The organism is Dehalococcoidia bacterium, assembly GCA_035574915.1.
Taxonomy (GTDB): Bacteria; Chloroflexota; Dehalococcoidia; order DSTF01; family WHTK01; genus DATLYJ01.
Genome location: DATLYJ010000053.1, coordinates 14,264 through 40,907 on the forward strand (window position 1 = coordinate 14,264; position 26,644 = coordinate 40,907).

The 26,644-nt window shown below is 68.1% G+C and carries 28 protein-coding genes; 12 read left to right on the forward strand and 16 right to left on the reverse strand.

Features of this window, described 5'->3' with window-relative positions:
* Positions 1-133: 133 nt before the first annotated feature.
* Positions 134-1,252: a molecular chaperone DnaJ gene (dnaJ, locus tag VNN10_04785; protein ID HXH21324.1), complete on the reverse strand. Its 1,119-nt coding sequence runs from the start codon at positions 1,250-1,252 to the stop codon at positions 134-136.
* A gap of 168 nt (positions 1,253-1,420) precedes the next feature.
* Here dnaJ and VNN10_04790 point away from each other — a divergent pair, with 168 nt between their 5' ends.
* Entirely contained in the window at positions 1,421-2,254 is an 834-nt protein-coding gene (locus VNN10_04790; protein ID HXH21325.1) for a hypothetical protein, read from the forward strand.
* A gap of 99 nt (positions 2,255-2,353) precedes the next feature.
* Here the strand turns inward: VNN10_04790 and VNN10_04795 are convergent, their stop codons facing one another.
* The 4 genes from VNN10_04795 to VNN10_04810 all read right to left on the reverse strand — a co-directional run bounded on the left by VNN10_04795 (position 2,354) and on the right by VNN10_04810 (position 7,069).
* Complete coding sequence (locus tag VNN10_04795) at positions 2,354-3,583, reverse strand: hypothetical protein (GenBank protein HXH21326.1); 1,230 nt, start codon at positions 3,581-3,583, stop codon at positions 2,354-2,356.
* A 193-nt stretch (positions 3,584-3,776) separates the two neighbouring features.
* Positions 3,777-4,508 (reverse strand): transposase, encoded by a 732-nt coding sequence (locus VNN10_04800; GenBank protein ID HXH21327.1) that lies wholly within the window; start codon positions 4,506-4,508, stop codon positions 3,777-3,779.
* Between the two features lie 15 nt (positions 4,509-4,523).
* The gene (locus VNN10_04805) at positions 4,524-5,594 is read right to left on the reverse strand and encodes a ferritin-like domain-containing protein (GenBank protein ID HXH21328.1); all 1,071 of its coding nucleotides are present in this window, start codon (positions 5,592-5,594) and stop codon (positions 4,524-4,526) included.
* 149 nt (positions 5,595-5,743) lie between these two features.
* On the reverse strand, positions 5,744-7,069 hold the full coding sequence (locus VNN10_04810) for a GAF domain-containing sensor histidine kinase (GenBank protein HXH21329.1): 1,326 nt from the start codon (positions 7,067-7,069) through the stop codon (positions 5,744-5,746).
* Between the two features lie 172 nt (positions 7,070-7,241).
* Here VNN10_04810 and VNN10_04815 point away from each other — a divergent pair, with 172 nt between their 5' ends.
* Positions 7,242-7,742 carry a DUF4149 domain-containing protein gene (locus tag VNN10_04815; GenBank protein ID HXH21330.1) on the forward strand — a complete coding sequence of 167 codons (501 nt, stop codon included), beginning with the start codon at positions 7,242-7,244 and terminating at the stop codon, positions 7,740-7,742.
* A gap of 4 nt (positions 7,743-7,746) precedes the next feature.
* On the opposite strand, the gene VNN10_04820 is transcribed toward VNN10_04815, so the two are convergent.
* The 3 genes from VNN10_04820 to VNN10_04830 all read right to left on the reverse strand — a co-directional run bounded on the left by VNN10_04820 (position 7,747) and on the right by VNN10_04830 (position 10,578).
* Complete coding sequence (locus VNN10_04820; protein HXH21331.1) at positions 7,747-8,256, reverse strand: hemerythrin domain-containing protein; 510 nt, start codon at positions 8,254-8,256, stop codon at positions 7,747-7,749.
* Between the two features lie 158 nt (positions 8,257-8,414).
* Positions 8,415-9,191: an alpha/beta hydrolase gene (locus VNN10_04825; GenBank protein HXH21332.1), complete on the reverse strand. Its 777-nt coding sequence runs from the start codon at positions 9,189-9,191 to the stop codon at positions 8,415-8,417.
* Positions 9,192-9,315: 124 nt separating this feature from the next.
* A complete protein-coding gene (locus VNN10_04830) occupies positions 9,316-10,578 on the reverse strand; it encodes an LLM class flavin-dependent oxidoreductase (protein ID HXH21333.1) in 1,263 nt (420 codons plus the stop codon).
* A gap of 166 nt (positions 10,579-10,744) precedes the next feature.
* On the opposite strand from VNN10_04830, the gene VNN10_04835 reads away from it, so the two are divergent.
* Positions 10,745-11,590 (forward strand): LLM class F420-dependent oxidoreductase, encoded by an 846-nt coding sequence (locus tag VNN10_04835; GenBank protein ID HXH21334.1) that lies wholly within the window; start codon positions 10,745-10,747, stop codon positions 11,588-11,590.
* A gap of 130 nt (positions 11,591-11,720) precedes the next feature.
* On the opposite strand, the gene VNN10_04840 is transcribed toward VNN10_04835, so the two are convergent.
* The 5 genes from VNN10_04840 to VNN10_04860 form a co-directional block, all read right to left on the reverse strand.
* Positions 11,721-12,329, reverse strand: coding sequence for a MarC family protein (locus tag VNN10_04840; protein HXH21335.1), 609 nt, complete (start codon positions 12,327-12,329; stop codon positions 11,721-11,723).
* Between the two features lie 172 nt (positions 12,330-12,501).
* Entirely contained in the window at positions 12,502-13,596 is a 1,095-nt protein-coding gene (locus VNN10_04845) for an NDP-sugar synthase (GenBank protein HXH21336.1), read from the reverse strand.
* Between the two features lie 48 nt (positions 13,597-13,644).
* Positions 13,645-14,010 carry a metalloregulator ArsR/SmtB family transcription factor gene (locus tag VNN10_04850; GenBank protein HXH21337.1) on the reverse strand — a complete coding sequence of 122 codons (366 nt, stop codon included), beginning with the start codon at positions 14,008-14,010 and terminating at the stop codon, positions 13,645-13,647.
* Positions 14,007-14,447, reverse strand: a complete 441-nt coding sequence (locus tag VNN10_04855; GenBank protein ID HXH21338.1) for an SRPBCC domain-containing protein — start codon at positions 14,445-14,447, stop codon at positions 14,007-14,009. The genes VNN10_04850 and VNN10_04855 overlap by 4 nt, the downstream gene beginning before the upstream one ends.
* A gap of 134 nt (positions 14,448-14,581) precedes the next feature.
* A complete protein-coding gene (locus tag VNN10_04860) occupies positions 14,582-15,283 on the reverse strand; it encodes an MBL fold metallo-hydrolase (protein ID HXH21339.1) in 702 nt (233 codons plus the stop codon).
* A gap of 69 nt (positions 15,284-15,352) precedes the next feature.
* Here VNN10_04860 and VNN10_04865 point away from each other — a divergent pair, with 69 nt between their 5' ends.
* The 5 genes from VNN10_04865 (at position 15,353) to VNN10_04885 (ending at position 20,821) form a co-directional block, all read left to right on the forward strand.
* Entirely contained in the window at positions 15,353-16,921 is a 1,569-nt protein-coding gene (locus VNN10_04865; protein ID HXH21340.1) for an ATP-binding protein, read from the forward strand.
* Positions 16,918-17,604 carry a response regulator transcription factor gene (locus VNN10_04870; GenBank protein HXH21341.1) on the forward strand — a complete coding sequence of 229 codons (687 nt, stop codon included), beginning with the start codon at positions 16,918-16,920 and terminating at the stop codon, positions 17,602-17,604. Before VNN10_04865 ends, VNN10_04870 begins: the two co-directional genes overlap by 4 nt.
* Before the next feature lie 77 nt (positions 17,605-17,681).
* Positions 17,682-17,999: a hypothetical protein gene (locus VNN10_04875; protein ID HXH21342.1), complete on the forward strand. Its 318-nt coding sequence runs from the start codon at positions 17,682-17,684 to the stop codon at positions 17,997-17,999.
* On the forward strand, positions 17,999-20,089 hold the full coding sequence (locus tag VNN10_04880; GenBank protein ID HXH21343.1) for an APC family permease: 2,091 nt from the start codon (positions 17,999-18,001) through the stop codon (positions 20,087-20,089). The genes VNN10_04875 and VNN10_04880 overlap by 1 nt, the downstream gene beginning before the upstream one ends.
* 54 nt (positions 20,090-20,143) lie before the next feature.
* Positions 20,144-20,821, forward strand: a complete 678-nt coding sequence (locus tag VNN10_04885; GenBank protein ID HXH21344.1) for a hypothetical protein — start codon at positions 20,144-20,146, stop codon at positions 20,819-20,821.
* A 21-nt stretch (positions 20,822-20,842) separates the two neighbouring features.
* Here VNN10_04885 and VNN10_04890 read toward each other — a convergent pair whose 3' ends face one another.
* Positions 20,843-21,322, reverse strand: a complete 480-nt coding sequence (locus VNN10_04890; protein ID HXH21345.1) for a zinc ribbon domain-containing protein — start codon at positions 21,320-21,322, stop codon at positions 20,843-20,845.
* Between VNN10_04890 and VNN10_04895 the strand changes: the two genes are divergently transcribed.
* On the forward strand, positions 21,321-21,854 hold the full coding sequence (locus VNN10_04895) for a universal stress protein (GenBank protein ID HXH21346.1): 534 nt from the start codon (positions 21,321-21,323) through the stop codon (positions 21,852-21,854). The genes VNN10_04890 and VNN10_04895 overlap by 2 nt on opposite strands.
* A gap of 6 nt (positions 21,855-21,860) precedes the next feature.
* Here the strand turns inward: VNN10_04895 and VNN10_04900 are convergent, their stop codons facing one another.
* Positions 21,861-23,000 carry a site-2 protease family protein gene (locus VNN10_04900; GenBank protein ID HXH21347.1) on the reverse strand — a complete coding sequence of 380 codons (1,140 nt, stop codon included), beginning with the start codon at positions 22,998-23,000 and terminating at the stop codon, positions 21,861-21,863.
* A 188-nt stretch (positions 23,001-23,188) separates the two neighbouring features.
* On the reverse strand, positions 23,189-24,583 hold the full coding sequence (gene sthA / locus VNN10_04905; GenBank protein HXH21348.1) for a Si-specific NAD(P)(+) transhydrogenase: 1,395 nt from the start codon (positions 24,581-24,583) through the stop codon (positions 23,189-23,191).
* A gap of 210 nt (positions 24,584-24,793) precedes the next feature.
* Between sthA and coaE the strand changes: the two genes are divergently transcribed.
* The 3 genes from coaE to VNN10_04920 all read left to right on the forward strand — a co-directional run.
* Complete coding sequence (gene coaE / locus VNN10_04910; GenBank protein HXH21349.1) at positions 24,794-25,408, forward strand: dephospho-CoA kinase; 615 nt, start codon at positions 24,794-24,796, stop codon at positions 25,406-25,408.
* Between the two features lie 82 nt (positions 25,409-25,490).
* Positions 25,491-26,363 carry a CbbQ/NirQ/NorQ/GpvN family protein gene (locus VNN10_04915; protein ID HXH21350.1) on the forward strand — a complete coding sequence of 291 codons (873 nt, stop codon included), beginning with the start codon at positions 25,491-25,493 and terminating at the stop codon, positions 26,361-26,363.
* 32 nt (positions 26,364-26,395) lie between these two features.
* Positions 26,396-26,644: hypothetical protein (locus VNN10_04920; GenBank protein ID HXH21351.1), on the forward strand; the 249-nt coding region annotated here is incomplete at its 3' end.

Sequence of the window (26,644 nt, forward strand, 5' to 3'; positions counted from 1 at the left end):
TGGCGGGCGCCGCTCCCCTGTCAATAAGGCTGCTGGCCCCCGGCGGCGAGACCGAAACCAGACGCAACTGCCAGGTGCAGATCTCTAGAAGTCGTGAAGAGGTGGGCGGCTTGCGTCACCTGACGCGCGGGACCTAGCCCAGGGCGTCCTTTACCTTGCTCAGGATGCCCTTCGGCTCGCTCGGCGCCCCGCCGTCCAGCGTCGCGGCGAGCTTGCGCAGTAGGTCTTTCTGCTGGGGTGTCAGCTTCTTCGGCGTGTTGACCTGTACGTGCACCAGCAGGTCGCCGCGGCCGCCGCCGCGGAGGTGAGGAATGCCCTTGCCCCGCAGGCGAATGACCTCACCGCTCTGGGTACCGGGCTCCAGCTTGATCTTGTGCGTGCCGTCCAGGGTCGGGATTTCGATTTCGTCACCCAGCGCCGCCTGCGCGAAGTTGACATTGAGGGCTACTACGACATCGTCCTCGACTCGCTCGAACACCGGGTGCGGCTCGACGTTGAGCACCACGTAGGCGTTGCCCCTGGGGCCGCCGTAGGAGCCGAGTTCGCCCTCGTTCGTCAGCCTGATCTGCGACCCTGTGTCCACCCCAGCGGGTACCTTGACCTCGATGGTCCGCGAGACGCGCTCCCTGCCGGAGCCGCGGCAGTTCGTGCAGGGCGTCGGGATAATGAGGCCGTCTCCGCGGCAGCGGTCGCAGGAGGTGACGTTGATGAACTGGCCGAAGACGCTGCGCTGGACGCGGCGCACTTCGCCGGAGCCATCGCACGTCGGGCAGCGCTGTGGTTCCGTCCCCGGTTCAGCGCGCAAGCCGTTGCAGCGGGAGCACAGCTCCGTCCGGTTTATCGTCACCTGCTTGGTGGTGCCGAACGCCGCCTCCTCGAACGTAAGGTCCAGCCGCACCTGGATGTCGGCGCCGCGGCGCGGCGTGCGCCGCCGCGTCTGGGTCGCGCCGAAGAAGGCATCGAATATGTCGCCGAAGCCGCCAAAGGGCCCGAAGCCCTCGAAGCCGCGGGCCCCGAAACCGCCGTTTACGCCAGCATGGCCGAACCGGTCGTATGCGGCCCGCTTCTCGCTGTCCGACAGGACTTCGTAAGCCTCGTTGATTTCCTTGAAGCGCTCTGCCGCGCCCTCTTCCGCGTTGCGGTCCGGGTGGTACTGCATGGCCAGCCGGCGGAACGCGCGCTTGATCTCGTCCGCGCTTGCGTTACGCGGCACGCCGAGGGTCTCGTAGTAATCAGCTTTCTGAGTAGCCATCAACCATTCATTGTACCGGCGCTGGCAGAGTTCGGGCAGGCGGGCCGCGACCTCAATTTCGGCGGCTGTGACGCCTACGTTAGATGTTCGTTAGTCCGGCAACATTGGATTGATAGCAATCCTGGCGTATCCTGCGTGTGCGAAATGTCTTGCACAGGAGGTCGGGCAATGCGTCGCCTCTTCGGACTGGTCGCCGCTTTCACAGCCATCGCTGCGGTCGTCGCCCTCCGGCCCGGCGCCGAGAGGGCGGCGGTCGCTGTGCTTCAGACGAGCACACCTACCAACACGCCGCTTAGCACCGATACGCCGGTCAGCACGAACACGCCCACGGTCACAGCGACGGTACCCACCGCGACGCCCAGCGCGACGCCCACTTCGACGCCTGTCGCGCCCCCCGGGGGCCCGGAGCTGGGATTCCCCACCAGCCAGTGTGTTGGCGGGACCGTGCTCAACCCGGCATCGGCGAACGTTACGTTCACCTGGACCGGTCCGACCAACGTTTCCACGGTCTACCTGGACCTGAGCCTGTTTGACAACACCTTCGCGGACGGGACCTACATCACCGTCGTCCTGCCGCCTGGCACGACCCAGTACACCTGGAGCGGCATTCAGCCGGGCGTCGCGCATCACTGGCGCGTGACGGGCCTGGGGCTGAACGGCGACTGGGTCCAGTCAGCGTTCGGCCGCTTCACTCCCTGCGGCACGCAGAGACTCCTGAACATCCAGTACACGTGCACGGGCGCCGGCCGCGCCAGCGTCACCTTCCGCTGGGCGCCGGCCTCGTCGCCGGGCTTCTTCCAGTTCCTGGACCTCAGCCTGTTCAACAACGGCTTCGCGCCTGGCACCTTCCTGGGCGCGGGTCCGATGGTGCCGAACGCCCAGGGGCTGGTCTGGCCGGGCATCCTGGCCAACACCGTCCACTACTTCAGGGTGAACACCTTCTCGGTATTTGGCTGGGGGCCAAGTCAGACGGGTTCGTTCTTCGCCCAGTGCCCCTTCTAGCCAGCCCGGACCGGTAGAAGATGCCGACGACGGGCACGATGTCGACGACGTCCTCGTGGCGGCAACCGGCAGCCCGATGACCGGCCGCGGCCCGTCCCGCTAAGCCCTTGCCGGCATGTCCAGGCCCAGGACCCGGCGCAGTCCCGGCGCGATTTCCTCCGGCGTGCGGGTGATCGTGGCCTCGCGGAGACGCTCGCAGTAGTCCTCCACCTGCTTCCGGCGCAGCTCGTCCAGCTTACGCTTGCCCGCGGCCGGCGAGTCGTCCAGCAGGAGGATGAGGGCCTCGTTTTGAGGCGTACCATTGCGGATGTCCGACGCAAGCTGGAGCTCGCCGCGGAGCAACCACGTCATCACCGTGGAGCGCTTCTGGTGCTGCGTCTGCAGGTACCACTTCAGGTGGTCGAGCCCGTAGCGGATGTGCCGCCTGACGTCTTGAGCAACGTAGGCATACATCTTGCGCTCGGCTTCGTTGCGGGCAAGGGACAGGCCAGCGCGCTCGAGCAGGCTGAGGAAGAAGCTGGAGCGGACCGTGATGTAGGTGATCATCTCCGTGAACTTCATCGCGGAGAAGATCGCCCGGTGCATGGCCCCGGGCGCCTGGTAGCCCAGGCCCCCGCCGTTCGCAAGCGCCCGCTTGCGGAACGTCTCGGCGTGACGGGCGTAATCGAAGACCTGCGTCCCGAGGTAGAGCTTGACCTCATGGAAACCGTAGCTGATGCGCTCCAGCCAGCCGGCGATGACCTCGCAGCCGATGAGCGCGTCCTCCGCCCAGTGAGTCATGAGCTGGCAGATCGACTGCTCGATGTGGTCGGGCAGCGGCTCCATGGTCGACCAGGAGATGTCGTTCGCGGACGTCCAGCGCTCGGCGATCGCGTCCTCGTACAATTCGCGGCAGGACTCCGCCCAGACCTCGGCCTTGTCATAGATGGTGTAGCTGGCGAGGATACCGGTCTGTGGCGGCGGATAGGCGCCGCGGGGCAGGTCGGTCTCGATGGGCCAGCGGTCGGGGACGAAGCCGTAGGCGCCCACCTCGACATCGGCGAGCCGCAGGCCCTTCGTTCCGGGCTTGAGGCGCGGCAAGCGGTCCGTCGGCACCTTCGCCCAGGACATATCGAGGGCCGGGATGCCGCCGAGCAGGCGGTAGTTCGTGAAGCGCTCGTGCGCCGCCTCCGGCCCGATGCCCGAACGGATGGAGCGCTCGATGAAGCCGGCATTGACGCCGAGCGCCAGGCCTTCCTTCACGATGTCGAGCGGCCAGCCATGCTCCGCCGCCGCCCGCGCCAACGACTCCGGGACTTCCACCTCTGTTTTCGTCTCAGCCTGGGTCATCGCGCTCCTCCCTCACTGCCTGTAAACTCTGCTGACCTGAGTCGCACGGCGATGGACAGACGCCGAACCTTCATGCGTGCGCTATCGAATCGCGGCAGACTTCCCCGGGCGCAGCATTGCCGCGCCCCTACACAGCGACGCCAGGCCCGCGCCGACGCCGCAGTGCTGGCTGCCAGATGACCTCCCAATATACTCACTTTTCTTCACGTCCAGGCACCCATCGCTCGATCAGGGCTCGCCGTCTCCTTTTGCGCTCCCGCTGCCCGACGTAGGGGCGCAGCACTGCTGCGCCCTGGGGCCTCTCAACCCAGGACCACGCCTTCAGGTATTCCGCACTCTCGTCCCTTTCGGGATTCTCCGGATCGTAGCGCCAGTTGGCCGGGTTATTCGCAATGTACTCGCGAACGAGGTCGAGATCGCGATGATCCGTGACAATGCGGTCGTAGTAGTGTCGCTGCCAGATCGACATGGAAAGGCTGGCTTGCGCGCGAAGCTGCCTTGCAGATGCGGCCTTGAACGAACGGACGACCGCCGAGAGCGAACCCGGAAGCACCCGGCCCGGAATCGGGGTCCCATCCGGCCCGTGGTCAAGGAGGTGAAGGATGCCATGGATGTGGTTTGGCATGACGACGAAGGCGTCGAGTTGCACATGAGGAAAGTGGCTCGGGATTGCAGCCCAGCATGCCTCCACGGTTCCGTGGACCTGAGCACCAAGAAGGACCGGGCGGCGACCTTCCGTGCAGATGGTCACGAAGTATGCGCCTGGTGTCCGGTAGTCGTATCCGCGCAGGCGGAGAGAGTTACGTCGTCTGGTCAATGTCATGTGGTGATCGTCCGGGGCGCCCGGGCGCAGCATTGCTGCGCCCCTACACCTACACCGCAACGCCGGTCGACGGAGGGCGGCGGCACCGTGCCGGTCCCGCATGCCCTCGACGCTTGCCTAGGCGTCTAGAGGGTCGCCGGCGAGGAAGGCGGCACGGCGCTTCTCCATGTCATCAGCCAGGTCGGCAAGGCCACAGACGCGCAGGCGCTGCGTCAGCTCCCGGAACTGCTTCTGCCGCGCCGCCAGCAGCATCATGTAGCCCTCGTCGATGTTCTTGCGGCCTTTGGCGAACAGGATCGCCAGCGCCTCGGAGTTCGTGCCTCCGATGGCGATCCCGCCGTTGCCCTGGTTGGCGTTGCGGCCTTCGAGGTAACCGCGGATCTCGTCGTGGCGCCAGGGTTGCGTCTCCAGGAGATGCTTGACATGCATGACGCCGAAGGCCACATGCCGGCTCTCGTCCTGGGCGGCGAGGCGAAAGATGCGTTTCTCGGCCTCGTTGTTGGCGATGAGCTCGCCCATGCGGAACACGCTCTGCACCGCCCCCTCGCCGCCTATGTGCAACGTCGTGGTCATCTCGACCATGTCGGCGTCGTAGAGGATGCCGATCGCGCCGCCGGAGCCCTGGAGCAGGCCGGCGCCGTTGGCCAGCGCCCGCTTGCGGAAGACGTCCAGGTGCCGGGCCTCGTCCATGATCTGGGAGGCAAGGAAGAGCTTCGTCTCGTAATGGTCGTTGCTGATGTTCTTGAGCCATCGCCCGGGCACATCGCCGGCGATGAACTCGACCTGGTTGAGGAAAGTGCAGAGCTGGCACATCGCCAGCTCGACGTCATCGTCCAGTTCGGTCAACTCTTCCCAGGGGATGTCGGTGGCGGAGGACCACTGCCTGGCCTGGGCCTCTTCGTAGAGGAGCATCACGGACTCCGCCCAGGACTGGGACATCTCGTTCCAGCGCACTCCGATCCTGCGCGCGTTGGGCAGGGGCGCCGCGCCCCGCAGACGCATGTTCCAGTTGTTGGTCTCCGCGGGGATCTCGCCGTAGGAGCCCTTTTCGACGTCTTCCAGCGTCAGGCCGCGCCGGCCGGGCCGGGCATACATGCCCTGCTCCGTCGGCGGGTTCAGCCAGGACAGGTCTAACTGGACATCCGGCTCCTTGCGCAGCTCCTCGAGCACTTTCTCGCTAACGGGCATCGGTCCGCCTCCCGAAGAAGTAAGCCACCCCCGAAATTCGCACGATTGTGCGGATGCGCGGAGGTTATCACCGGCGCCAGAGGCTGTCAATGAGTATGGCGCCGCCGCGATTGCGAGCGCGTTACGGTCCCGGCCAGTCCGGCCCGGGGTCAGGCCTGGCGCCGCAGCGGCACTTCGACCGTGACCGCCGTGCCCTTTCCGGGCGCCGATTCGAGCGTGAAAGAGCCGCCGAGGGCCTCCGCGCGGTCAGCCATGTTACCAAGGCCGCGTCCCGTCGCGTGCTCCCGGTCCTGCATGCCACGGCCGTCGTCCGCGACCTGCAGGGAGAGCCGGCCTCCTTCGCGAGAGAGGGACACCGTGACCGTGCGCGCCTGCGCGTGTTTGCGGACGTTTGCCAGCGCCTCGTGCGCGATGGCGAACAATTGCGACGCCTGTTCTTCGGTCAGGCTGTCGGCGATGTGCTCATCGTTGACCCTGAGGTCTACCGTCATGAGCGTGTTGACGCGCGTCTCCATCACCAACTCGCCGAGCGCGGTCACCAGGTCGGAACCCTGGAGCCGCAGGGGACGGAGGTCGAATATGTAGCTCCGGATGTCGCGGATGATGGCGTTGATGCGCTCGATGGCCTCGTCCAGCTCTTCCCGGACCTCCTCCGGCTCCGACTGTACCCTGCCGATGCAGTCCTCCAGCTTCAGGCCCAGGCCGTACAGCTGCTGGATGGTGCCGTCGTGCAGGTCCATCCCGATCCGCTCGCGCTCGCGGAGGACGGCCATGTCCTGTACCTGCTCATAGAGGCGCGCGTTCTGGATGGCGACCGCCGCCTGCGTCGCGAACGCCTGGATGGCGCGCTCGTCTTGCTCGGTGAAGGCGCCGTCCTCTTTGTCTGTCAGGTAAAGGTTGCCGACCACGCGGCCCTTGTAGAGCAGCGGCACGCCAAGGAAGGAGTGCATACGAGGGTGCCCTGGCGGGAAGCCCACTGCGTGCGGGTCCGAGGCGATGTCCGCCGTCCGGTAGGGCATTCCTGTAGAGAGCACATGGCCGATAAGCCCGCGTCCGCGCGGGATGTGGCCCATCCGTGCCCTCTCCTCCTCGCTTACGCCAGAGGTCACGAAGTCCACGATGGTGCCGCTCTCGTCCAGGACGGCTAGGGCGCCGTACCGCGCGCCCGCGACCCGGCGGCTAGCCTCCACCACGTCGTGAAGCACGGCCGCAAGCGAGAGGTCCGAAGTGATCTTCACGCCGGCCTCGTAGACGGCCTGGAGGCGCTCTCCGGACACGCGCAGCTCCTCGTTCTGGGCCAGGAGCCGGCGCCGCAGCGGCTCGAGGGCCGAGAAGACCAGGCTCGAGAAGAGACTTACGCCGGCAATGGCGATCCCGGTCGCGATGAGCAGCGCTGGCACGCTGGACAACTTCTTGACCAGGACGAGGTCGGTGAAGGCGAGGAGGAGGAAGATCGAGACGGCCGGCAGTGCCACCGTAACCAATCGGATACGGCGGTAGACGGCCTCCTCTTCCTGGGGGAGGTCAGGTCTGGGGCCCCCGGCGCGAGACATCCCACTCTAGCTTAGGCAGCGCAAACCGAGCCCCAGTAGGGCCGCTCGGCCCTAAGTCGAGTGCCGCGCTACAGGTAGCATAAAGTCCAGCGCGATGCTCGAAGCCCTGCCTTACTGGCTCCATCTGATCGCGGCCGCCGCCTGGGTCGGGCCCCAGCTGATGATGTTCCTGGTGGTCGTGCCCGGCCTCGGCGCTCTCGACACCGGCACGCGCGCCCGCTTCCTGGCGCGCATCAGCGTGCGTTTCGGCTGGCTTGGCGCCGCTTCTCTGGCGCTCCTCTTGCTGACCGGGATCGACAACATCGACCGCTATGCGCCCGGCCGCATGTTCGAGTTCCGCTACGGCTATATCCTCGCCGTCAAGCTCGCCCTCTTTGGCATAGTCACGGTGCTGACGGCGCTGCACTCGCTGGTCGTCGGGCCACGCTTGCTCCGTCTCCAGGAGCTGGCGGCGCACTCGCCGGACTCGGCCCCCGGCCTGCCGCGGGCCCGCCGCGCCTCGGCCCTGCTCTCCGCGCTGACTCTGGTGCTCTCGCTCGCCGTGCTCTTCTGCGCGGCCCTGCTGCGCAGCCGCTGGGCCTTCGGGCCGGCCTGAGCCGTCAGGCGACCTGGAACCTCGAGTTTCGCCCGACCGCCTCCATAGCCTCGTACAGCCGGTCGAACTCGGCGGCCGTCATCGTGCGGTCGAGCAGCGGCAGGTAGAGTTCCTCCTCCTTGGCGAAGTGCGCCTTCACCAGGGCGTAGAGGCCGTACAGCACCCTCCGGGCCTCGGTCCGTACGTTCCTGGGCGGCTCTTCGCCGTCCGCGAGTCCGGCCCTGAGGACGCCGAGCTCGTTCGCCAGCGTGCCCACCTCGACGTGGTCACGCGTCATGGTGTCTGTGGCGTGCTCGGACCCGAGGGCGCGCGCGACGGCCGGATAAAGCACGCGGTCTTCGGCGCGGGCATGGGGGATGAGATGGTTCTCCAGGAAGAGGTAGGCGTCCTCCAGGGCATCCCGTAGCTCGTCTGGCGGTGCCGTGTCGATTTCGTCAGCAACGGTCCTCAGCTTCTCGATCTCGGGCAGGAGATGGGCGTGCTCGTCGCGAAGTTTCTGGGTAGGCAGGGTCATAAGCGCCTCCTCCTCCGCTCTCTTCACCAGAGCCTAAGGCCGGCGCCGGCGCTTTCGAAGGGCCATCAGGCGCGGCCCTTGACTGCCGAACGGCAGGTAGGAATTGTCTGGTCGGACGGCAGGAGGATGACGCGGAGGCTAGCGTACCCTGGCGGGCGTCAGGCTGACAGGAACGCCGTTACCGTCCGGGCGAACTCCTCCGGCTGCTCCAGGTCGAAGACGTGCCCGGCATCGGGCACCTCCAGGAGCCTCGAGCCGGCAATGGCCGAGCGCCAGAGATCGCCGTAGTAGCGCGGCACGACGCGGTCCAGCCCGCCGACGACGATGAGCGTCGGCGCCTTGATGCGCCGCAGGCGGCGCTCGATGCCCGTGTCCGGGATGGGCCAAAGGAACTTGGCGCCGGCGCGGAGGTTCAGTTGCTCCTCCACGAAGACATCGATCCGGTTGCGCCCGGCCACCAGGAGCTCCTCGCGCCGCGCCGGGTCCGCGAACAGCACCGCGGAACCCCGGCCGGGCGGCTGGGCGAAGGGGTCCTCCCCCGGCGCCTCCTCCCGCCACAGGCCGAGCGGGTTCACCAGAGCCAGCCGCCGCACGCGCTGCGGCGCCAGGGCCGCGAGCTCCGCAGCGATCCAGGCGCCAACGCCGATGCCGGCCACGTGGGCAGACTCGATGCCCAACGCGTCCAGCAGGTCCAGGTTGAACAGCACCAGGTCCAGCCCGTTGTCGACGCTCGAGAGGTCGTCCTTTGCCGGGCCCCAACCGGGCTGGTAGGGCGCGATGACATCGAACTCGCGGCTCAGGGCCTCCAGCGATGGCTGCCAGCCCGCGAGCCCGGCGAGATGGTGCAGGAAGAGCAGGGGCTCACCCCTGCCTGCCCTGTAGTAGCGCGCTTCCAGGCCGGAAGGCGCCAGCGTGATCGTCTGCATTTCAGCCATCGATAACCCCCGGCACACCGCCCCTGCGGGCTTCAGCTCCAGGCTCCGTAAATGAAGCCGCTAGTTTCATGAAATAGGCCAGACAGTAAGCGGCGAAATCAGTGGCAATCCGGCGAAATTCCCGTCATGCCTCCGCCGTCTCGCGTGCGCGGAATTCGCGCGGCGCGACCATCTTCTCTTTCGGCAGTGGCTTCGGAGACCAGTGGTCTTCGTAGCCCTTCCAGATGCTGCGGAGGTTCGGGATGACCTTGCGCGCGAAAAGCTCCGAGCTGTAGGCGCACTTGTCCACGGGCATGTCGCCGATGTGCATCAAGGCGACGATGTGCCCGACCTTCAGGCGCTTCGCCAGGTTCTCCATTTGCTCCGAAACGGAGTCCGGGCTGCCGGCGATGATGAAGCCCTGGTCGATGAGCTCCCGCCACGAGAGCTTCAGCGCCACCGCCGAGCCGCTGGCGCCCGGTCCGCCGCCGACCTGGGCCTGGAAGCCGGCGCGGATCGTGGCCTCCGTGCGATAGCCCGGCGCGTCCGCGAAACCCGGGTAGACGTGCAGGCAGCGCTCGAAGAAATAGCGCACGTGCGACTCGTACAGTTCCTGGGCCTCGGCGTCCGAATCGGCGACGACGATCTGCTGGGCGAAGGCCCCCTGATAGGGGTTGAAGTCCTTGCCCAGGGCCTCCACGCGCTGCCAGAAGCCCTCCATGAGCTGTTGCCCGCGCAGATAGCCGCTGAAGCTGAGGTAGCTGTAGTTGTAACCCCTCTCCGCGCAGAAATCCCAGGTCTCAATCGAACCGCCGCCGGGGATCCAGATCGGTGGGTGCGGCTTCTGGATCGGCTTCGGCCACGTGTTGACGTAGCGCAGCTTGTAGTGCTTGCCGTTCCAGGCGAAGACGTCCGGGTCGGCCCAAGCCCGCAGGATCAGGTCGTGCGCTTCCTGATACTTCTCCCGCAACGTCGCCGGATTCGCGCCGAACGCATAGTTGTCGTCCATCGACGTCCCGACTGGGAAACCCGATACGAGGCGGCCGCCGGAGATGACGTCGAGCATGGCCATCTCCTCGGCTACGCGCGTCGGCGGGTTGTAGAGCGCGATGGACTGGCCGAGGAGCAGTATCGTGACGTCTTGAGTGCGCCGCGCCAGGGTCGCCGCCATCAGCGCCGGAGAGGGCATCATGCCGTAGGCGTTCTGGTGGTGCTCGTTCACCCCGACACCGTCGTAGCCCATCTCCGCTGCCTGCTCGAGCAGGTCAAGGTAGTCGTTGTAGACCTTGTGGCCGCGGACGGGGTCGTAAAGCCGCGAGTCGACGTCCACCCAGACGCTGCGATGCTTCTCGCGGAAGTCGTCGGGCAGATACGGCCAGGGCATGAGGTTGAAGAAGTGGAATTTCATCTTGCAGTCCTCGGGTCTCGCTGCGGTGGCGTGCGGGCGGCAGGGCTGCGGAGAGTATAGCTTAGCCGCCGCCACAGTCACCCTTCTCCGCGACAACGCCAGCCTCCCCGGGCTGGGCACTCATGAAAGGAGCCGATAATCTCTGCTCACGAAACCGGAGGAAGCTATGAAGTACGGCGCCATGATGTTTCCGACCGACTACGCAATCCCGCCGGGCGAGCTCGCCGCGCTCCTGGAGTCGCATGGCTTCGAGTCGCTCTTCTTCCCAGAGCACACCCACATCCCGGCCAGCCGCCGCACGCCCTACCCGGGCGGTACCGACCTTCCCCAGGAGTACTGGCACACTTACGACCCCTTCGTGGCCCTGACCGCCGCGGCGATGGCCACGACGCGCCTCATGGTCGGGACCGGCATCTGCCTGGTCATCGAACGCGACCCGATTACCACCGCCAAGGAAGTGGCCAGCCTCGACTTCCTCTCCGGCGGCCGCTTCCTCTTCGGCATCGGCGGCGGGTGGAATGCGGAGGAGATGGAGAACCACGGCACGGACTTCAGGCTGCGCTGGCGCATTCTGCGCGAGCGCGTCCTGGCGATGAAGGCCATCTGGACGCAGGACGAAGCCGAGTTCCACGGCCGCTACGTAGACTTCGACCCCATCTGGTCCTACCCGAAGCCCGCGCAGAAGCCACACCCTCCCGTCCTCATGGGCGGCGACGGGGCGACCACCTTTGACCGCGTGATCGAGTTCTGCGACGGCTGGATGCCGATCCAGCGCGGCCGGTCAGGCGCCGACCGCCTGATCGAGAAGGCGGCAGAGTTGCGCCGCCGCGCGCAGGTCGCCGGCCGCGACCCGGACACTATCTCGATCAGCGTCTTCGGCGCCACGCCCGACCGCGACACCGTCCGGCGCTACGAGGACGCCGGGGTTGAGCGCGTGATCTTCGGACTACCGCCGGCTCCGCGAGAGGCGGTCGAGCCGCGGGTTGAACGCCTGGCGGAGCTAATCCGCTAGGCAGGCCCGCGCGGCCCAGCGGCACGCCACCCGCGCACCGGGACGAGGCGGCCAGGCGCCTGCCCCGACCTCTGCAGGCTCCCTTCGGGGAGGTCCGGCGGCCGTCGGCGGCGTTTCGGGCAGGCCTGCGTCAGGTCCCCGTAAGGGCGCCTCCCTCGAAAAAGGCCCGCGCGCCGTCCAGGACGAAGTCCACCGCGATGGCGAAAAGGACGATGCCCACCAGGCGCGCCAGAAGGCGCAGGAACGGCGCGCCAAGGAGCTGGAACAGTGCTCCCGCCGCCGCGAAGGCCGCGAACGACAGCGCGAGCACCAGGCTGAAGGCCCCGACTGTCACATCCTGCCCGAGCGTGTCCGAAAACGAGATCGTCGCCGCCAGGGCGCCGGGCCCGGCGATAAGAGGCGTGGCCAGCGGCACCAGCGCCAGGTCCAGCGGGTGCGAAGGCGTCCCGTCCCCTTCCGCCGGCTGGCCTTCCATCACAAGCCGGTAGGCGGACGGCAGCAAGAGCAGTCCTGCCGCGACCTTGAAGCCGTCCTGGGAAATCCCGAGGAGGTCCAATCCCTCGTGACCGCCGAGGCTGAACGCCGTCAGCATCACGAAGGCCGCCCCGACCGCTACCGCCGCCGTCAGGAGTCTGTCGCGTTGGCTGAGGGTGCGGGTGAACAGGTGGAAGACGAGCACGTTGCCGACGGGGTCGATGATCGCGAAGAAAGACACGAAGGCCCGTGCAAGGTCGTCCATTGGCGCCAGTTTATGCCCACCCGCCGATCACGGGGCCGTCTGGCCGGGGCAAGACCACCCCCGGAACGGCGTTTCCGGCTGGAAGGTCACCGGCCGATTGGCTTCTTGTTGAGCCCGGCTGCGGCAGAGTTGGGTTGGCGGAAGCGAGCCGGCAGCGCGGCCCTGGTCTCCCCTAACCCGCCACCTCGTCCGGCTCCAGGCGCGCGCCCGGGCCCAGCCGCACGCCGCGCTTCACCTTGGCGCCGTCGGCGAGGATGGCGCCCTCCACGACGGCGCCATCGCCTACCCAGCACCCCTTGCCGAGAATGCTGTCGCGCACGACGGCCTCTGACCCGACCTTGGCGTTCGACCAGATGACGGAGCGCTCGATGACCGCCTTGTCGCGCACGTCGCAGCGGTCGCCGAGGACGGACGGCCCGGCGAGCCGCGTCATCCCGCCCACCCGGCAGGCGCGGCCCAGGATCACGCGCCCCTCCACCCGGACGTCGTGCCACACCTGGCTCTCGACACCCACCGAGGGGTGGCCATCGCGCAGGTCGCCGGGCAGCCACTGGGGGATCCGGCCCTTCAGGAGGTCATAGTGGAGCTGGAGGTAGCGCTCGGGTGTACCCACGTCCATCCAGTAGGCGTCCGAGGGGTAGCCGAGAACCAGGTAGCCGTCGGCGATGAGCAGGGGAAACACCAGCTGCTCCAGGGAGCGGTCCATCTTTTCGTCCGGTATGTGTTCCAGCACCGAGGGATCGAAGATCCAGGTGCCGGCGTTAGCGAAGTTGCTGGGCGCCTCGCTGCGCGGCGGCTTCTCTACGAAGCGCGTGATCCGGTCCGTCCTGTCCATCTCGACTACGCCGTAGCCGCTGGGGTCCTCCACCTGCGCCAGGGAAATGCTGACGATGGCGCCGCGCTCCTTGTGGCGCGCCGCCATGTCCGCGACGTCCAGGTCCGTGATCACGTCGCCGTTGCAGACGAAGAAGGGCTCATCGAAGCCCTTTGCCGCCTGCTTGACCGCAAGGCCGGAGCCCAGCGGCTCCGTCTCGTAGCAGTAGGAAATCTCGAGGCCGATCCCGTCTCCGTCGCCAAGCTCCTCCTCGATGCGCTTCTCCTGCGCCGAGGCCGCGAACACCACGCGGTCCACGCCGTGGCGTCTCAGGTTGTCGAGCAGATGGGAGATCAGCGGCCGGTTGAGGACCGGGATCAGTGGCTTGGGGACCGCGTAGGTCAGGGGACGCAGCCGCGTCCCGCCCCCTCCGACCAGGATCACGGCGTTCATCGCGGCAAGACTACGCGGCGGCCGCGGCTGAGTCCAGAGGAGGCTTCATCATCCCTCTGCGGCGCCGCTTCCTTCCCCGCTCAGGGGCTCGCCTGCCTCTGCGATGCGCTTGATCTCGGCCAGCCTGCGCTCCCAGGCGGCGGCCGCCTCGGCAAGCCAGCGCGCCGCGAGCTGCAGGCGGCCCGGACGCACGGAGTACAGCACCTCGCGGCCGGACCGTCCAGCCTCGACGAGGCCGGCGTCCCGCAGCACCGCCACGTGCTTGGCCACCGCCTGGCGGCTTACGGGGAACTCCCGCGCCAGCGTGGAGACGCTCGCCGCTTCCCGGTTGCCGATGGCAACGAGGACCCGCAGGCGCGTCGCGTCCGAGATCGCGGCGAGCACGCGCGGCACGTCGGGAGGAGGCGCATTCATGCTGACTCGGCCTGTTCCTTGAGGGCCGCGAGGGCGCCCACCCAACCCTCGGCGTTCTGTCCCGCCCCGTCGCGCCGGAGTCCTTCCGGCGCATCGAGGCCATCGAAGCCGCTCTCCACGACACGCAAACGCACCTTGCCTTCCTCCTCGGACAGCATGAACTCCACGAGCGTCGTGTTGCCTTGCCGGGGTGCTTCGCCCTTGTAGATGGGATAGGGAGCCCAGCGATAGGAGAGGTACCGCATGGGTTCGATCCTGACCACCTGTTGGTGCAGCCGCGTATCGCCCATCTCGAAGATGATGGTGGCGCCCTCTCTGAGATCGAACGCCGCCTGGTCACCCTCGCCGACCCAGTTGAGGGGGTGGGTAAGCACCTGCCAGACCCGCTCGAGGGTCGCCGAGATCATGATTTCGCGCTCGATCCTGTCGCTGTCCATCGCGCCTCCTATCGTGCTACCGGATGGTTGCACGGCTTGCCCACGGATTGCAACCATTCGGTTGCATTTATGCCGTTCGCGCGTGGCGCCGGAATGCTTTCGATTCGACCCCGCCCGCGGGAAAGACGCGCCCCTCAGTCCCGTCCGAAGGGATGGCGCAGGCGCAAAAACGCGTAGCGCAGCAGCGCCCGCCACAGCGGTGACCGCGGCCGCTGGCACAGCGCGGTCAGGGCGCTGCTCAGGCCTTGAGTCAGCGGTGGGCCATGTCCGAAAAACCCGGCTTCCGCCCCGAGCGCCGCGAGCCGCTCGAGTCCGCGCTCGTAGGCGTCCGAGTCCTCATTGCTGAAAGCGATGGGCCGGCTGAGCCGGTCGACGTTGTTTATCGCCATGTCGCCGAGAAAGAGCAGGCCGCGCGCCGGGACGTAGTAGCTGAGGCTGCCGGCCGTATGCCCGCCGCAGTGCACCGCGCGGATCCCGCCCGGGAGCTCTTCCCCATCCTCGAGCAGCCGGTCGACGATCGCGCCTCCAAGGTTCAGGGTGCCGCGCACCACCCGCAGTTCGCCGACGACCTCGGTCTCGGCAGCGTGCGCGCACACCTCCGCGCCGGTCCGCTGGCGCAGGTAGGTCGCTGCGCCGCAATGGTCCGGGTGGCGGTGCGTGAGCAGGATGCGCTGGAGCGCGTCAGGCGGGTGTCCCAGCGCGGCGAGGAAGTCGATGATGGCCCGCCCCGAACCCGGTAGGCCGCAGTCGACCAACGTCAGGGGGCCGAAGGTCAGAAGGTAGGCGTTGGCGCCTCGGACCCCCGGTACCCTGTGGACTCCCTCGACGTGCTCCAAGTGTCCTCCGGCCGCGAAGACCTGCGCTCTGGCAAGGCCGGGCTTAGCGGCAAGGAATATCATTTCACTGTGAGCATCATTCGCGACAGGGGCGCCCTCGCCGGGATTGCGGCCGCCACGGCGGGCATCGTACTGCTCACGGCTCTCCTGGCGCCCTTCCGTTCGCAGGTGGGCACCCTCAACGAGGGCCTGTTCTACCTCCTGCTCACCCTGCTCATCGCCTCGCGGTTCGGCCGCATGCCCGGCATCTACGCCGCCATAGTCTCGAACGCCTCCCTCAACTTCTTCTTCGTCGAGCCCCTGTACCGCTTCGAGGTCGCCGAGCTCCGCAACGTATTCGGCCTGGCAATCTTCCTGGTCGTCTCCGTAATCGGGAGCTCCATGCTCTCGTCGGCCCAGGAATCCCTGGCCGAGGCGCGGCGCGTGCAGGCCCAGACAGAAGTGCTGCTGCGCTTGAGCCGGTCGATGATCGGCCAGACGGAACCTCAGGCAGCGCTCGATGGGCTCGTGAGGCAGGTTGTCGAGGCCTTCGGGGCGAGCGGCGCGGCCGTTCTTACCCTGGGGGCGTCCGGCTGGGAGGTCCTATCAGCCGTTGGCGGGCCCGCGGCCGCACGGCCCCTGACGCCTGAAGAAAGGTCGATGGCCGAGCGGGCGCTGCAGCTGCGGGCCATTCAGGGCGTCGGCCAGACGGGGTTGCGGACCTCCCGGCTGGCGAGGGTGGTTGGCGGCGCGCCGCCGTCGCGGCCGGGGCCGGTGATCATCGCGCCTCTCGTCCTCGGGGACGCGCCCCTCGGGGTCCTCCGCCTCGACGGGCCCGTCCAGGCCCCCGCCTTTCGCGAGCGGCCCCAGGAGTTGCTGCAGGCCTTCGCCGGCGAAGCCGCGCTGACGCTCCAGCGCCTCGCCCTCCAGCGCGCGGCGGCGCGCAGCGAGGTGCTCGAAGAAGCCAGCGAGGCGAAGACCAGCCTCATGATGTCCCTCTCCCATGACCTGAAGACCCCGCTCGCGGCGATCAAGGCCTCGGTCTCCAGCCTCCTGGACAACTCCGTTGACTGGCCGGAGGCCGACGTCAGGGCGTTCCTCGAGACCATAGACTCCCAGGTCGACCGCCTCGACCGGACGATCTCCGACATCCTCGACCTCAACCGCCTGGAGTCGGGCGGCGTACGTCCCCTTCTTCGCCAGGTCGAGGCGCGCGACCTCCTGGAGGACGCGCGCGAGCGGTGCCTGCCGCTCACCCGCGGCCGCACGGTGGAAGTCGACGCGCCTTCGGGACTCACCCTGGTGGTCGACCCATCCCTCGCCGTCCAGGCCCTGGTCAACCTCCTCGAAAACGCCGCCAAGTACTCGCCCGAGTCCGGCAGGCTGCGCTTGTCCGCGTCCGCGCTCGACGGCGACGTCGAGCTCGCGGTAGAGGACGAGGGCCCCGGCATCCCGGAAGAGGACCTGCCACGCGTTTTCGAGCGCTTCTACCGCCTGCCGCGTTCCGGCGGCGATGCGCAGGGCACGGGCCTGGGCCTTGCCCTGGTGAAGGCCTTCACGACTCTCAGCGGCGGGAGCGTAGACGTGGCCTCCGGGCCTTCGGGGTCCCGGTTCTCGCTGCGCTTCCCTGCCGGCACGGTCAGCCGGGGCGCCGCATGAGCGGCGCGCGCGTCCTCGTCGTCGATGACGAGCCGCAGTTGCGGCGGGCCGTGCGCCGCTCCCTCGACGGCCACGGCTACGACGTCCGCGAGGCCGAAGACGCCCGTTCCGCACTGGAGGCGTATCAGCACTTCCGCCCGGACGTCGTCTTGCTGGACCTGATGCTGCCCGACATGAGCGGCATCGAAGTCTGCCGCGAAATGCGCCACATGCGTGAGACACCGATCATCGTCCTTTCCGTCCTGGGAGACGAGAAGGCGAAGGTGCAAGCGCTCGATCAGGGCGCCGACGACTACCTGACGAAGCCCTTCGGCATGGACGAGTTGCTGGCGCGTATCCGCGTCGCCCTCCGCCGCGCCGGCGCGCCGCGCGCCTCCGATGGCGCGATCCACATCGGCGACCTCTCGATCGACCCTTCGCGCCGGCGCGTCACTCTCGCCGGCGCCGATGTCCACCTGACCCCGACCGAGTACTCCCTCCTCCTCTACTTGGCCGGGCACGCCGGCAAGGTGCTCACGCACCCGATGATCCTGCGCGCCGTCTGGGGCAGCGAATACGAAGGCGACACGCACGTCCTGCGCACCTACATCAACCAACTGCGGGCCAAGCTCAAGGACGACCCCGCGAACCCGCGCTATATCCGCACGGACCCGGGCGTCGGCTACCGCTTCGCCGAATCCTGACAACTTCCGTACACCCCGGCTTCCGGCCCTGACCGCGCCCTGACCTCGCCTCCCTAATCTGGAAGCAGGAGTGTGAAATGCTGCACAAGGCGGTCGTGCTCGGCCCGGACATGGGCCGGCTGATCGAGCTGGCCATACGCCTGTCCCCCACGCATCGCGTCATAGTCGTCCAGGCGGCCGACCCCTGGGCGCGCGCCGCCGAAGAAGCGCGCGACCCGGAGGCCCTTGTCCTGGTATGCGGCGATGGTGCTTTGGTCCACCCCGTTACCGCCGCCGGGCAGCCCGCAAGCGCGGCGCCGCCGGACCCGGAGGCGCCGGCCTCGCGCGGCCGCGCTCCCTCACCGTGGGCGAGGCCCACGCAGCGGCATCCTCTGGCCCGGCCGGAGAGGCGCTGATGTCCGGGACGGCCCGCAACGGCGCCAGAGGCGACGGACCGGTAGGTGACGAGTCGCGCGTGATCCGGCTCCAACGCCGCGCCGGCCACCCGCGGCTGGAGTCTCCCGAACGCCTGACCGGCTCCAAGCCTGGCCAGAGCGCGGTGCGCATCGTCCGCCCGCGCGAGCGCCGCTTCGAGCAACCGGAGGAGGGCACGCTCGTAGCGACCGAGCGGGCCATCGCGCCCCGCACCGGCGCGGAACGCCTCTGGCGGGCGGTGCGCAGGGTGGCCGTGGGCAAGCCCATCTCCTCCGCGCATTCCGAGGAGCAGCGGCTCTCGAAGGCGAAGGCCCTGGCCGTCTTCTCCTCTGACGCGCTCTCTTCGAGCGCTTACGCAACGGACGAAATCCTCATCACCCTGGCAGCGGCAGGGACCGTGTCGTTCTCCTACGCGCTGCCGCTCGCCGGCGCCATCGTCGTGCTGCTGGCCATCGTTGCCATCTCCTACCGCCAGACAATCCGCGCCTATCCCGGCGGGGGCGGGGCGTTCATCGTCGCCCGGGAGAACCTCGGGCAGTTCGCCGGCCTCACGGCTGCCGCGGCCCTGGCGACCGACTACGTCCTCACGGTGGCAGTCTCCATCGCCGCCGGAGTGCTGGCCGTAGTTTCCGCGTTTCCATACCTCGAACCCCTGCAGATCGAGTTGGCGCTGGCCTTCATCGCCTTCATCACCATCGCCAACCTGCGAGGCATCAAGGAGTCCGGGACCATCTTCGCCATCCCCACCTACGGCTTCATCCTGTCCTTCGGCGTGCTCATCGCCTCCGGGCTCGCGCGCGCCGTCACGGACCCGGGGCTAACGGCAGAGGTGCCGGAGTCGGCGTATCCCGCCGGCTCATCGGCCCTGACCGCGTTTCTGGTCCTCCGCGCCTTCGCCTCCGGCTGCACGGCGCTCACGGGCATAGAGGCTATCTCGGACGGAGTCCCGGCCTTCAAGCGGCCGGAATGGAAGAACGCGGCCACAACCCTGGTCTGGATGGCCGCAATCCTGGCCACGCTCTTCCTCGGCATCACCGTGCTGGCGCGAGTCTTCGAGGTGCAGCCGGCCGAGCACATCTCGGTGGCAGCCCAGATCGGCAGGACTGTCTTCGGCGAATCGCCGCCCTTCTACGTGATCCAGGCCTTCACCGCGCTCATCCTGATCCTGGCGGCGAACACGTCCTACGCCGACTTCCCGAGACTGGCGTCCATCCTCGCGCGCGACCGCTTCTTGCCCCACCAGTTCAGCTTCCGAGGCGACAAGCTGGCGTTCTCGAACGGCATCCTGGTCCTTGGCCTCGCCTCCAGCGCCCTGGTCGTCCTCTTCGAGGCCGACGTCACGAAGCTAATCCCGCTATACGCCTTCGGCGTCTTCGTGTCCTTCACGCTGTCTCAGGCGGGGATGGTGGCGCGCTGGCTGCGCCGCAGGGAAGCGGGCTGGCGGGCCGGCGTGGTCGTAAACGGCTTCGGCGCCGTCACCACCGGCGTGGTCGCTGTCATCGTCGGTGCCACCAAGTTCAGCCACGGCGCCTGGATCTCCATGGCGGCGATGTCGGTGCTGGCCCTGATGTTCTGGGGCATCAGCCGCCACTACGCCCAGGTCAGCGCCGCCCTGCGTTTGCGAGGCCCGGCCCTTGTCCTGCCCGGCCGCCAGGTCCGGCAAACGGTCCTGGTGCCGGTGGAGGGCCTGGACCTCGCGGTCCTCAAGCTCATCGACTACGCGACTTCTCTCACCAGCTCCGTCATCGCCATCCACGTTACGGACGACATGGAGGCCGGAAAGCGCCTGAAGGCAGAGTGGGAGTCCACGGTGGTCGACGTGCCTTTGGTTGTCATCAGCTCACCCTATCGCTCGCTCGTCGCGCCGATTCTCTCCTACCTCGACGCGATGGACCGGTCAGACGGCAGACAGATCGTCTCCGTCCTCCTTCCCGAGATACGCACCGGCCTGCCGGGCACAGGCTGGCTCCACAACCAGACCGCCCGCCGGCTGAAGAAGGCGCTGCTGAGCCGCCCCGGCACCGCAATCATCGAGTTGCCTTACGACCTGTCCGCCGAGGGCCCCGCCTGAGGCAAACGTTAACCCAGGCGGCCTCCGCGCCGATATTCGTAGTAGGAGGGAGCCATGCCGGGAGCAGTGCTCCTCGAAGAACGGCGCCATCGCGTCCACCTGTACGAGATTACGTACTGGTGCCTCGCGATGTATTCCGCCTTCGCGGCCCTCAGCCCTGCCGACCCGCGTAGCCTGGCGCCGCTCCTCTTCGCTGCCGCCGGGTTTTGCGCCGGCCTCTGCATACTCCTCGGGTCGACAGCGTCCGGCGCCGCACAGGGGGCGCCAGCGAAGCGGGAGCGGTCCGGGGCCTTGCCCGCCTCCGACCAGGCCCTGAAGGTCGAACTCGAGCGCGCGCGACGCAAGGACGGAGGACTGGCCGCGGTGCTCCTGCAGATGGACCGCGGCCCGGTGGAGCTGTCCAACAAGGACTATCACGCGGCGCTTCAATCGGCCGTGGAGCTACTGCGCCGCTACCTCGGAGAGCGCGCCACCGTGCTCCGCCTCCAGGGCGAGCGCATCGCGGTGATCCTTCCCGGCGCCGTGGTTTACGACGTCGAACGGCTCCTGGACCGGCTGAAGGAAGACCTGCGCGGCTGGAGCCGCGCAACCGGCGGCGTCGGTTTCACCGCCGGCGTCGTGGTCGACCGCGGCGCGCAGGCGCCGGTGGACGACCTGATTCGCAACCTGACGCTGGCCGTACGGCGGGCCGCGGTCTACCGGCGGGACCGCTTCGTGTTCAGCGAAAGCTAAAGCTGTAGCGCTCCGGGCTCTCTAGCCCTGCAGGTCCACTTCGCGCATGTAGACGAATTCGCGCACCACCACGGCCGGGTCCGGGGCCCTCTTTTTCGGGGCGGTCTGCGCAGGCTGGTGCTTCGCGATTGCCCGCCCCGCTGCGCGCGCCGCTCCGCGCGCAGCGCCGCTTGCCATCCGCCTCGCCAGCCACTCGATGCCCGTGCCGATAGCGAGGATGGCGATGCTGCCGACCAGCGAGGGCGGCAGACCCCGCGCTGACTCTATCGGCAAAGAGGACTCACGCACGGCGGGCAGATTTACCGTGATCTGGCGGCCACAGCGCCGGCAGAAGTTGTCGTCCGGGTCGCGTGGCGCGCTGCAAGAAGGGCAGCGGAGGTCGTTCACGGCCTCGAAGTATAGCACGCGAAACGGCGTCCTTTCGGCTTCTGCGGAGGGGTCGAAGGGCACTGTCGGGGGCGCCGCGGCGGGCATGATCATGGTGGTGCGGAGGGAGACCATGAAAATCCTGGCGACAGTAGATGGGTCCGGCGAGGCGAAAGCCGTTATCCCCATGCTCACGCGTCTCGCCAACGCAGTAGGGGCAGAGGTGACCCTGCTCACCGTAATCACGGAGTCGCCCCAGGGCGTCCCCCGCAAGGGCCCGGCGGTCGAGATGGTGACGCCGGGCGGGCAGATGGGTGCGGCCACCGTGCAGACGATGCGCGCCGAAGCGATCCTTCATCCGCCGCCGCCGGCCTGGGATGAGTCGAAGGACCAGGCGGTGGAGCGGCTGGAGGCCGAAGCGCGGGACTTCCTCGAAGACTTTGCCTCCCCTCTCCGGCAGGCGGGAATCGCCGTGCGGGAGGTAACCCTCGTCGATAACGACGCGGCGAAGGCGATCGTCCGGTATGCCCGCGAAGGCGGCTTCGACCTGGTCGCGATGGCCACGCACGGCCGCTCTGGCCTGCGCGAGATCGTTCAGGGCAGCGTTGCGGCGGCGGTCGTGCGGTCGGGCGTCGCGCCCGTACTGCTCGTGCGGCCGAAGGCCTGAGCGCCCCTAATAAGTGCTGGCGCCGGCGCCGATCTCCTGGCGGGTCTGGATGTAGCGGACTACGTCGCCACGGTGGATCAGGCCTCGCAGCAGCCTGCCCTCCATGAGCGGCACCTGGTTGATGTCGTTGCCCGCCATTATCTGCAGCACCCGCGCCAGCTCGTCCGAGGCGGTCACGGTGCGCAGCTTGCTCGCCGGCGTCATCGCCCGGTAGACCGTGACCTTCGGCCAGTCCTCGCGCGGCACGTTGCGAGTGTCGGTCAGCGTGATCAGGCCCAGGAGCTCCTCGCCCGCCATGACCGGGAAGGCCCGTCCGTGGCCGGCGAGGATGTGCTCCTCCACGAGCTGGGCGATCGTCATCTCGGGGCTAATGGGTACATAGTCCTGTTTCGCCAGCACCGTCGCCGGCACACCCTTGAGCACGGTCTCCAGCAGGAGCGTCTCATAGCTCGCGGCCGAGGCGGAGCGCAAGAAGTTCCCGATCAGGAAGAACCACAGGCCGGTGACCCAGTAGTCGCGGTCCGCGATGAACACCACCACCCCCAGCGCCATGATCAGGTTGGCGACGATTTGCCCGACGCGCGAAGCCAACTTCGTCGCTGAAAGCAGGTCCCGCCTTCGCGCCCAGAGGAGGCTGCGCAGCACCCGGCCGCCATCGAGGGGGAAGCCCGGCACCAGGTTAAAAATGCCGATTGCCAGGTTGATCGCTGCCAGGTTCAGCGACACCTCAGCCGCGCCCTCCGAGACTGGTCCCAGGGCCACGAACCCGGCCCCGAACAGCACCGCCATCGTCACGCTCGTAAGCGGCCCCACGATCGCGATCCAGAACTCCTGCCCCGGGCTGGCCGGCTCCTTGCCGAGATTGCTGACTCCACCGAAAACGAACAGCGTGATGCTGGTCACAGGTAGCCCGTAGCGCCGCGCCACCAGCGAATGCGAGACCTCGTGCAGCAGGATCGAGAAAAAGAAGATGAAGGCGATGAGTGCCCCGGCCGTCCAGCGCTGCCCGCCGTCCCAGCGCGGGAAGGAGTCCTTCAGGATCCCTTCCGCGAAGCTGGCCGTGACCAGGAAGAAGATGAATATCCAGCTCCAGTGGATGCTGATCTCGAAGCCAAGGAAACGCCCCAGCCGTATGCTGCCGATCAACTAACGGTTCCTAGCCTGACGGCCCACCGGGCCGGACACGAGCGCCGCTTCGATCATACACAGAGACCGGCAACGACGGTGTGGTGCCGGACGGCCATGGAGGCCGCAGACTACGCGTCTCGGCCTCGAGGCGCATCGACTCCGGCTGACAGGGCGCCGGCGCCGCCTGGTCGCGCCGGCAAGGGCCTCTACCGTGACGCAAGCCGTCCCAGGCCGTCATAAGCCGCGTACTTGTACACGTCCGTCAGCGTCGGGAAGTTGAAGACCGAGTCGATGAAGTAGTCGATCGTCCCCTTGTAGTACATGCAGGCCTGCCCGACGTGGACGAGCTCCGAGGCGCCCTGGCCGATGATGTGCACGCCCAGCAGCTCGCGAGTCTCGCGCTCGAACACCAGCTTCACCATCCCGCCCGTGTCCCCCGCGATCTGGCCGCGCGCGTTCTCGCGGTAGTAGCCCCGGCCAACGACGGCCTCGCGCCCCGCGGCCGCCGCCTCCTCTTCGCTCAGGCCGAGCTTCGACACCTCCGGGATCGTGTAGACGGCGTATGGCAGGAGCGACGAGACCTCGGTCTTGTACTCGAAGCCGAACGCCTGGCAGACGGCTACCCGGCCCTGCTCCATCGACGTGTTTGCCAGCGCCGGGAAGCCGATTACGTCACCCGCCGCCATCACGCTCGGCACCGCGGTGCGGAAGCGCTGGTCCACCTTCACCCGGCCCTTAGCGTCGACCTCGATGCCCAACGCCTGCAAGCCCAGGCCCTCGGTGTTGCCCACCCGGCCACCGGTGAAGAGCAGCGCCTCCGCCTCCACGGCCTCCCCGTCCGCCAGTTCGGCGCGGACGCCGTTCGGAGTGCGCTGGTAAGCGCGCGCCGAGGCGTTCAGACGCAGGTCCAGCCCCGCCTCCTGCATGCGGGACTGGAGGAGCAGCGCCACCTCGTCATCGATGAAGGGCAGGAGCGATGGGTCACGGTCGAGCAGGGTCACGCGAATGCCCAGCGCTTGCAGGAGCGAGGCGTACTCGCAGCCCACGACGCCGCCCCCGACCACGATCATGCTCGCCGGCAGGCGCTTCAACCCCAGGACCGTGTCGCTGTCGAACACGGCCTCGCCGTCGAAAGGCACTTCCGGCGGGCGCATGGGCCGCGAGCCCGTGGCGATGAGGATGAAATCGCCGCCGAGGAGCCGTGTCCCGCCTTCGCGCAGCCGCACCTCGACCTCGTTCGGCCCCGTAAGGCGGGCGCCGCCCTCGAAGTAGTCGATGCCGTGCCGCTTGATGTTGGCGGCGACCAGGCCGCGGTAGGCCTCGACGACGGCGCGCTGCCGGAAAAAGAGCTCGTCCGGCGTCAGTTGCTGGTCCAGCGGGCGGTGGATGCCGTAGGGGTCGCGTTGTCGCAGCTCGGCGAAGTGCACGGCCGTCTCGCGCAGCACCTTGCTCGGCAGCGTGCCCGTGTTCGTCGCCGAACCGCCGACGTCGCCGCGTTCGATGACCGCTACGCGCTTGCCGAAGTAGGCCGCCTGCGCCGCGCCCTTCTCGCCCGCCGGCCCCGAGCCGATGACTATGAGGTCGTACCGCCCGTCAGCCACCTGCCCATCTCAGCAGGTAACGCCGCCGGAGTCCAGCGAATAGTTACGAAAAAAGCTCCTCGGCCAGCTTTCGATGCGCGTGACGCGTCACACTCGCGAGCGGTAACAGTTTCTTTGAGCCAGGCCGCATCCTTGCTTTGACGGCGGAAGCAAACCTAGAATTTGAAAGCCCACCCGGGGTGGGCGCAGCCCTCCAGGCAGGTCTCCCTCTTGATCACTATCGGCCTCACAGGCGGCATCGCTTCGGGCAAGACCCTGGTCTCGCAGATGCTGGAGAAGCACGGCGCGAAAGTCGTCGACGTCGACCGGGTGGCGCACGAAACCTACCGTGCCGGCAGTCCCGGGTTCGAACGGCTGCGGGCGGCGTTTGGCGATCAGGTGGTGGGCCCGGACGGCGAGATTGACCGCCGTGTCCTGGGCGGGCTCGTCTTCGGGCGGCCTGAGGAGATGAAGAAGCTGACAGACATCGTCTGGCCGCTCACGCGCGCGCGCCTCGAAGCGATGAAGGCCGAGGAGGAGGGCCGGACGCGCGTCCTGGTCTTCGAAGCCGCGGTGCTGATCGAGGCCGGCTGGACGGACCTCGTGGACGAGGTCTGGGTCGTCAGCGTGCCCGTGGAGGTGGCGCGGGAGCGCTTGATGGCGCGCAATGGCATAACGGCCGAGCAGGCGGACGCGCGCATCGGCTCGCAGCTGACGAACGAGGAGAGGGTGCGTCACGCCGTGGTCACGATCGACAACAGCGGCAGCATCGCGGACCTGGAGAGGCGCGTGGCCGAGGCCTGGGACGCCCTCGAGGCGCGGGCAGCCGGCGGGGCACGCGCTTAGACCCAGGGACAGGGGCCCTATACCCTGTAGTCCTAGGGGAGGTAAGGCCATTACCAGAGACATCCGCTTCGAAGACGAAGGCATCGCCTACCGCGAGTACGCGATCGAGGAATACAAGCCCCACGTCGAGCCGTACTACCTCCCCATCGGCGCCGAGATCGAGTTGTTCACGGCGGCCTTCGAGGAGCGTGTCCCGGTGCTCCTCAAGGGCCCCACGGGCTGCGGCAAGACGCGCTTCGTGGAGTACATGGCCTGGCGGCTGGGCCGTCCCCTGACGATCATCAAGAGCCGCTCCGCTGACGGGGGCGAGTCGGAGCGGGCCCTGCCGATCGTGACGGTGGCCTGCCACGAGGACCTGACGGCAAGCGACCTCGTCGGCCGCTACCTGCTCGAGGGTGAGACCACGCGCTGGATCGACGGCCCTCTCACCCGCGCCGTGAAGGCGGGCGCGATCTGCTACCTGGACGAGGTGGTGGAGGCGCGCAAGGACACCACGGTGCTCATCCACCCCCTGACCGACTACCGCCGCCTCCTCCCCATCGAGAAACGGGGCCAGGTGCTGGAGGCGGCCGAGGGCTTCCTGCTGGTGATCTCGTACAACCCCGGCTACCAGAGCGCCCTCAAGGACCTCAAGCAGAGCACGCGCCAGCGCTTCATCGCCATCGAGTTCGACTATCCGCCGCGCGACCAGGAAGCGCAGATCATCATGAAAGAGGCGGGCGTCGACAGCCGAGTGGCCACCGACCTGGCGAAGCTGGGCGAAAAAGTGCGCAACCTGCGCGAACACGGCCTCTCGGAGGGTGCGAGCACGCGGCTCCTGATCTACGCCGGCAAGCTGATCGGCAAAGGCATACCGCCGCGGATGGCCTGCCGCTCGGCCGTCGTCTGGGCACTGACGGACGACCAGGAAGTGCAGCGCTCGATCGAGGAGGTCGTGACGTCGATCTTCGAGTAGCCTTGGGGCCGGCTCAGCCCCCGTTGGGCGCTTTGCCCCGGAAGTACATCCTGCTGCTGTTGCTGTGCGCCGCGGCCCTGTTCCTCGCGGCCTGCGGCGAAGGGGACGGCGACGCCCGGTCGCTGCCGACGCAGCTCAGGCCGACGTCGACTGCTGTCCCGCAAGGGGCGGCCGTGGCGCAGGCGGCGCCGACCGCGCCCGCGGCGCTCAGCGGCCCGGCGAGGGCCACCTGCGGCTCGGGCGGGGGCGGTATCGGCGGCATCCAGCGCACCGGGCAGCGC

Bases quoted from the DNA above. Each gene is read 5' to 3' on its own strand.
- dnaJ (HXH21324.1), bottom strand. From the start codon at position 1,252: ATGGCTACTCAGAAAGCTGATTACTACGAGACCCTCGGCGTGCCGCGT.
- VNN10_04790 (HXH21325.1), top strand. From the start codon at position 1,421: ATGCGTCGCCTCTTCGGACTGGTCGCCGCTTTCACAGCCATCGCTGCG.
- VNN10_04795 (HXH21326.1), bottom strand. From the start codon at position 3,583: ATGACCCAGGCTGAGACGAAAACAGAGGTGGAAGTCCCGGAGTCGTTG.
- VNN10_04800 (HXH21327.1), bottom strand. From the start codon at position 4,508: ATGCGGGACCGGCACGGTGCCGCCGCCCTCCGTCGACCGGCGTTGCGG.
- VNN10_04805 (HXH21328.1), bottom strand. From the start codon at position 5,594: ATGCCCGTTAGCGAGAAAGTGCTCGAGGAGCTGCGCAAGGAGCCGGAT.
- VNN10_04815 (HXH21330.1), top strand. From the start codon at position 7,242: ATGCTCGAAGCCCTGCCTTACTGGCTCCATCTGATCGCGGCCGCCGCC.
- VNN10_04820 (HXH21331.1), bottom strand. From the start codon at position 8,256: ATGACCCTGCCTACCCAGAAACTTCGCGACGAGCACGCCCATCTCCTG.
- VNN10_04825 (HXH21332.1), bottom strand. From the start codon at position 9,191: ATGGCTGAAATGCAGACGATCACGCTGGCGCCTTCCGGCCTGGAAGCG.
- VNN10_04830 (HXH21333.1), bottom strand. From the start codon at position 10,578: ATGAAATTCCACTTCTTCAACCTCATGCCCTGGCCGTATCTGCCCGAC.
- VNN10_04835 (HXH21334.1), top strand. From the start codon at position 10,745: ATGAAGTACGGCGCCATGATGTTTCCGACCGACTACGCAATCCCGCCG.
- VNN10_04840 (HXH21335.1), bottom strand. From the start codon at position 12,329: ATGGACGACCTTGCACGGGCCTTCGTGTCTTTCTTCGCGATCATCGAC.
- VNN10_04845 (HXH21336.1), bottom strand. From the start codon at position 13,596: ATGAACGCCGTGATCCTGGTCGGAGGGGGCGGGACGCGGCTGCGTCCC.
- VNN10_04850 (HXH21337.1), bottom strand. From the start codon at position 14,010: ATGAATGCGCCTCCTCCCGACGTGCCGCGCGTGCTCGCCGCGATCTCG.
- VNN10_04855 (HXH21338.1), bottom strand. From the start codon at position 14,447: ATGGACAGCGACAGGATCGAGCGCGAAATCATGATCTCGGCGACCCTC.
- VNN10_04870 (HXH21341.1), top strand. From the start codon at position 16,918: ATGAGCGGCGCGCGCGTCCTCGTCGTCGATGACGAGCCGCAGTTGCGG.
- VNN10_04875 (HXH21342.1), top strand. From the start codon at position 17,682: ATGCTGCACAAGGCGGTCGTGCTCGGCCCGGACATGGGCCGGCTGATC.
- VNN10_04880 (HXH21343.1), top strand. From the start codon at position 17,999: ATGTCCGGGACGGCCCGCAACGGCGCCAGAGGCGACGGACCGGTAGGT.
- VNN10_04885 (HXH21344.1), top strand. From the start codon at position 20,144: ATGCCGGGAGCAGTGCTCCTCGAAGAACGGCGCCATCGCGTCCACCTG.
- VNN10_04895 (HXH21346.1), top strand. From the start codon at position 21,321: ATGAAAATCCTGGCGACAGTAGATGGGTCCGGCGAGGCGAAAGCCGTT.
- VNN10_04890 (HXH21345.1), bottom strand. From the start codon at position 21,322: ATGGTCTCCCTCCGCACCACCATGATCATGCCCGCCGCGGCGCCCCCG.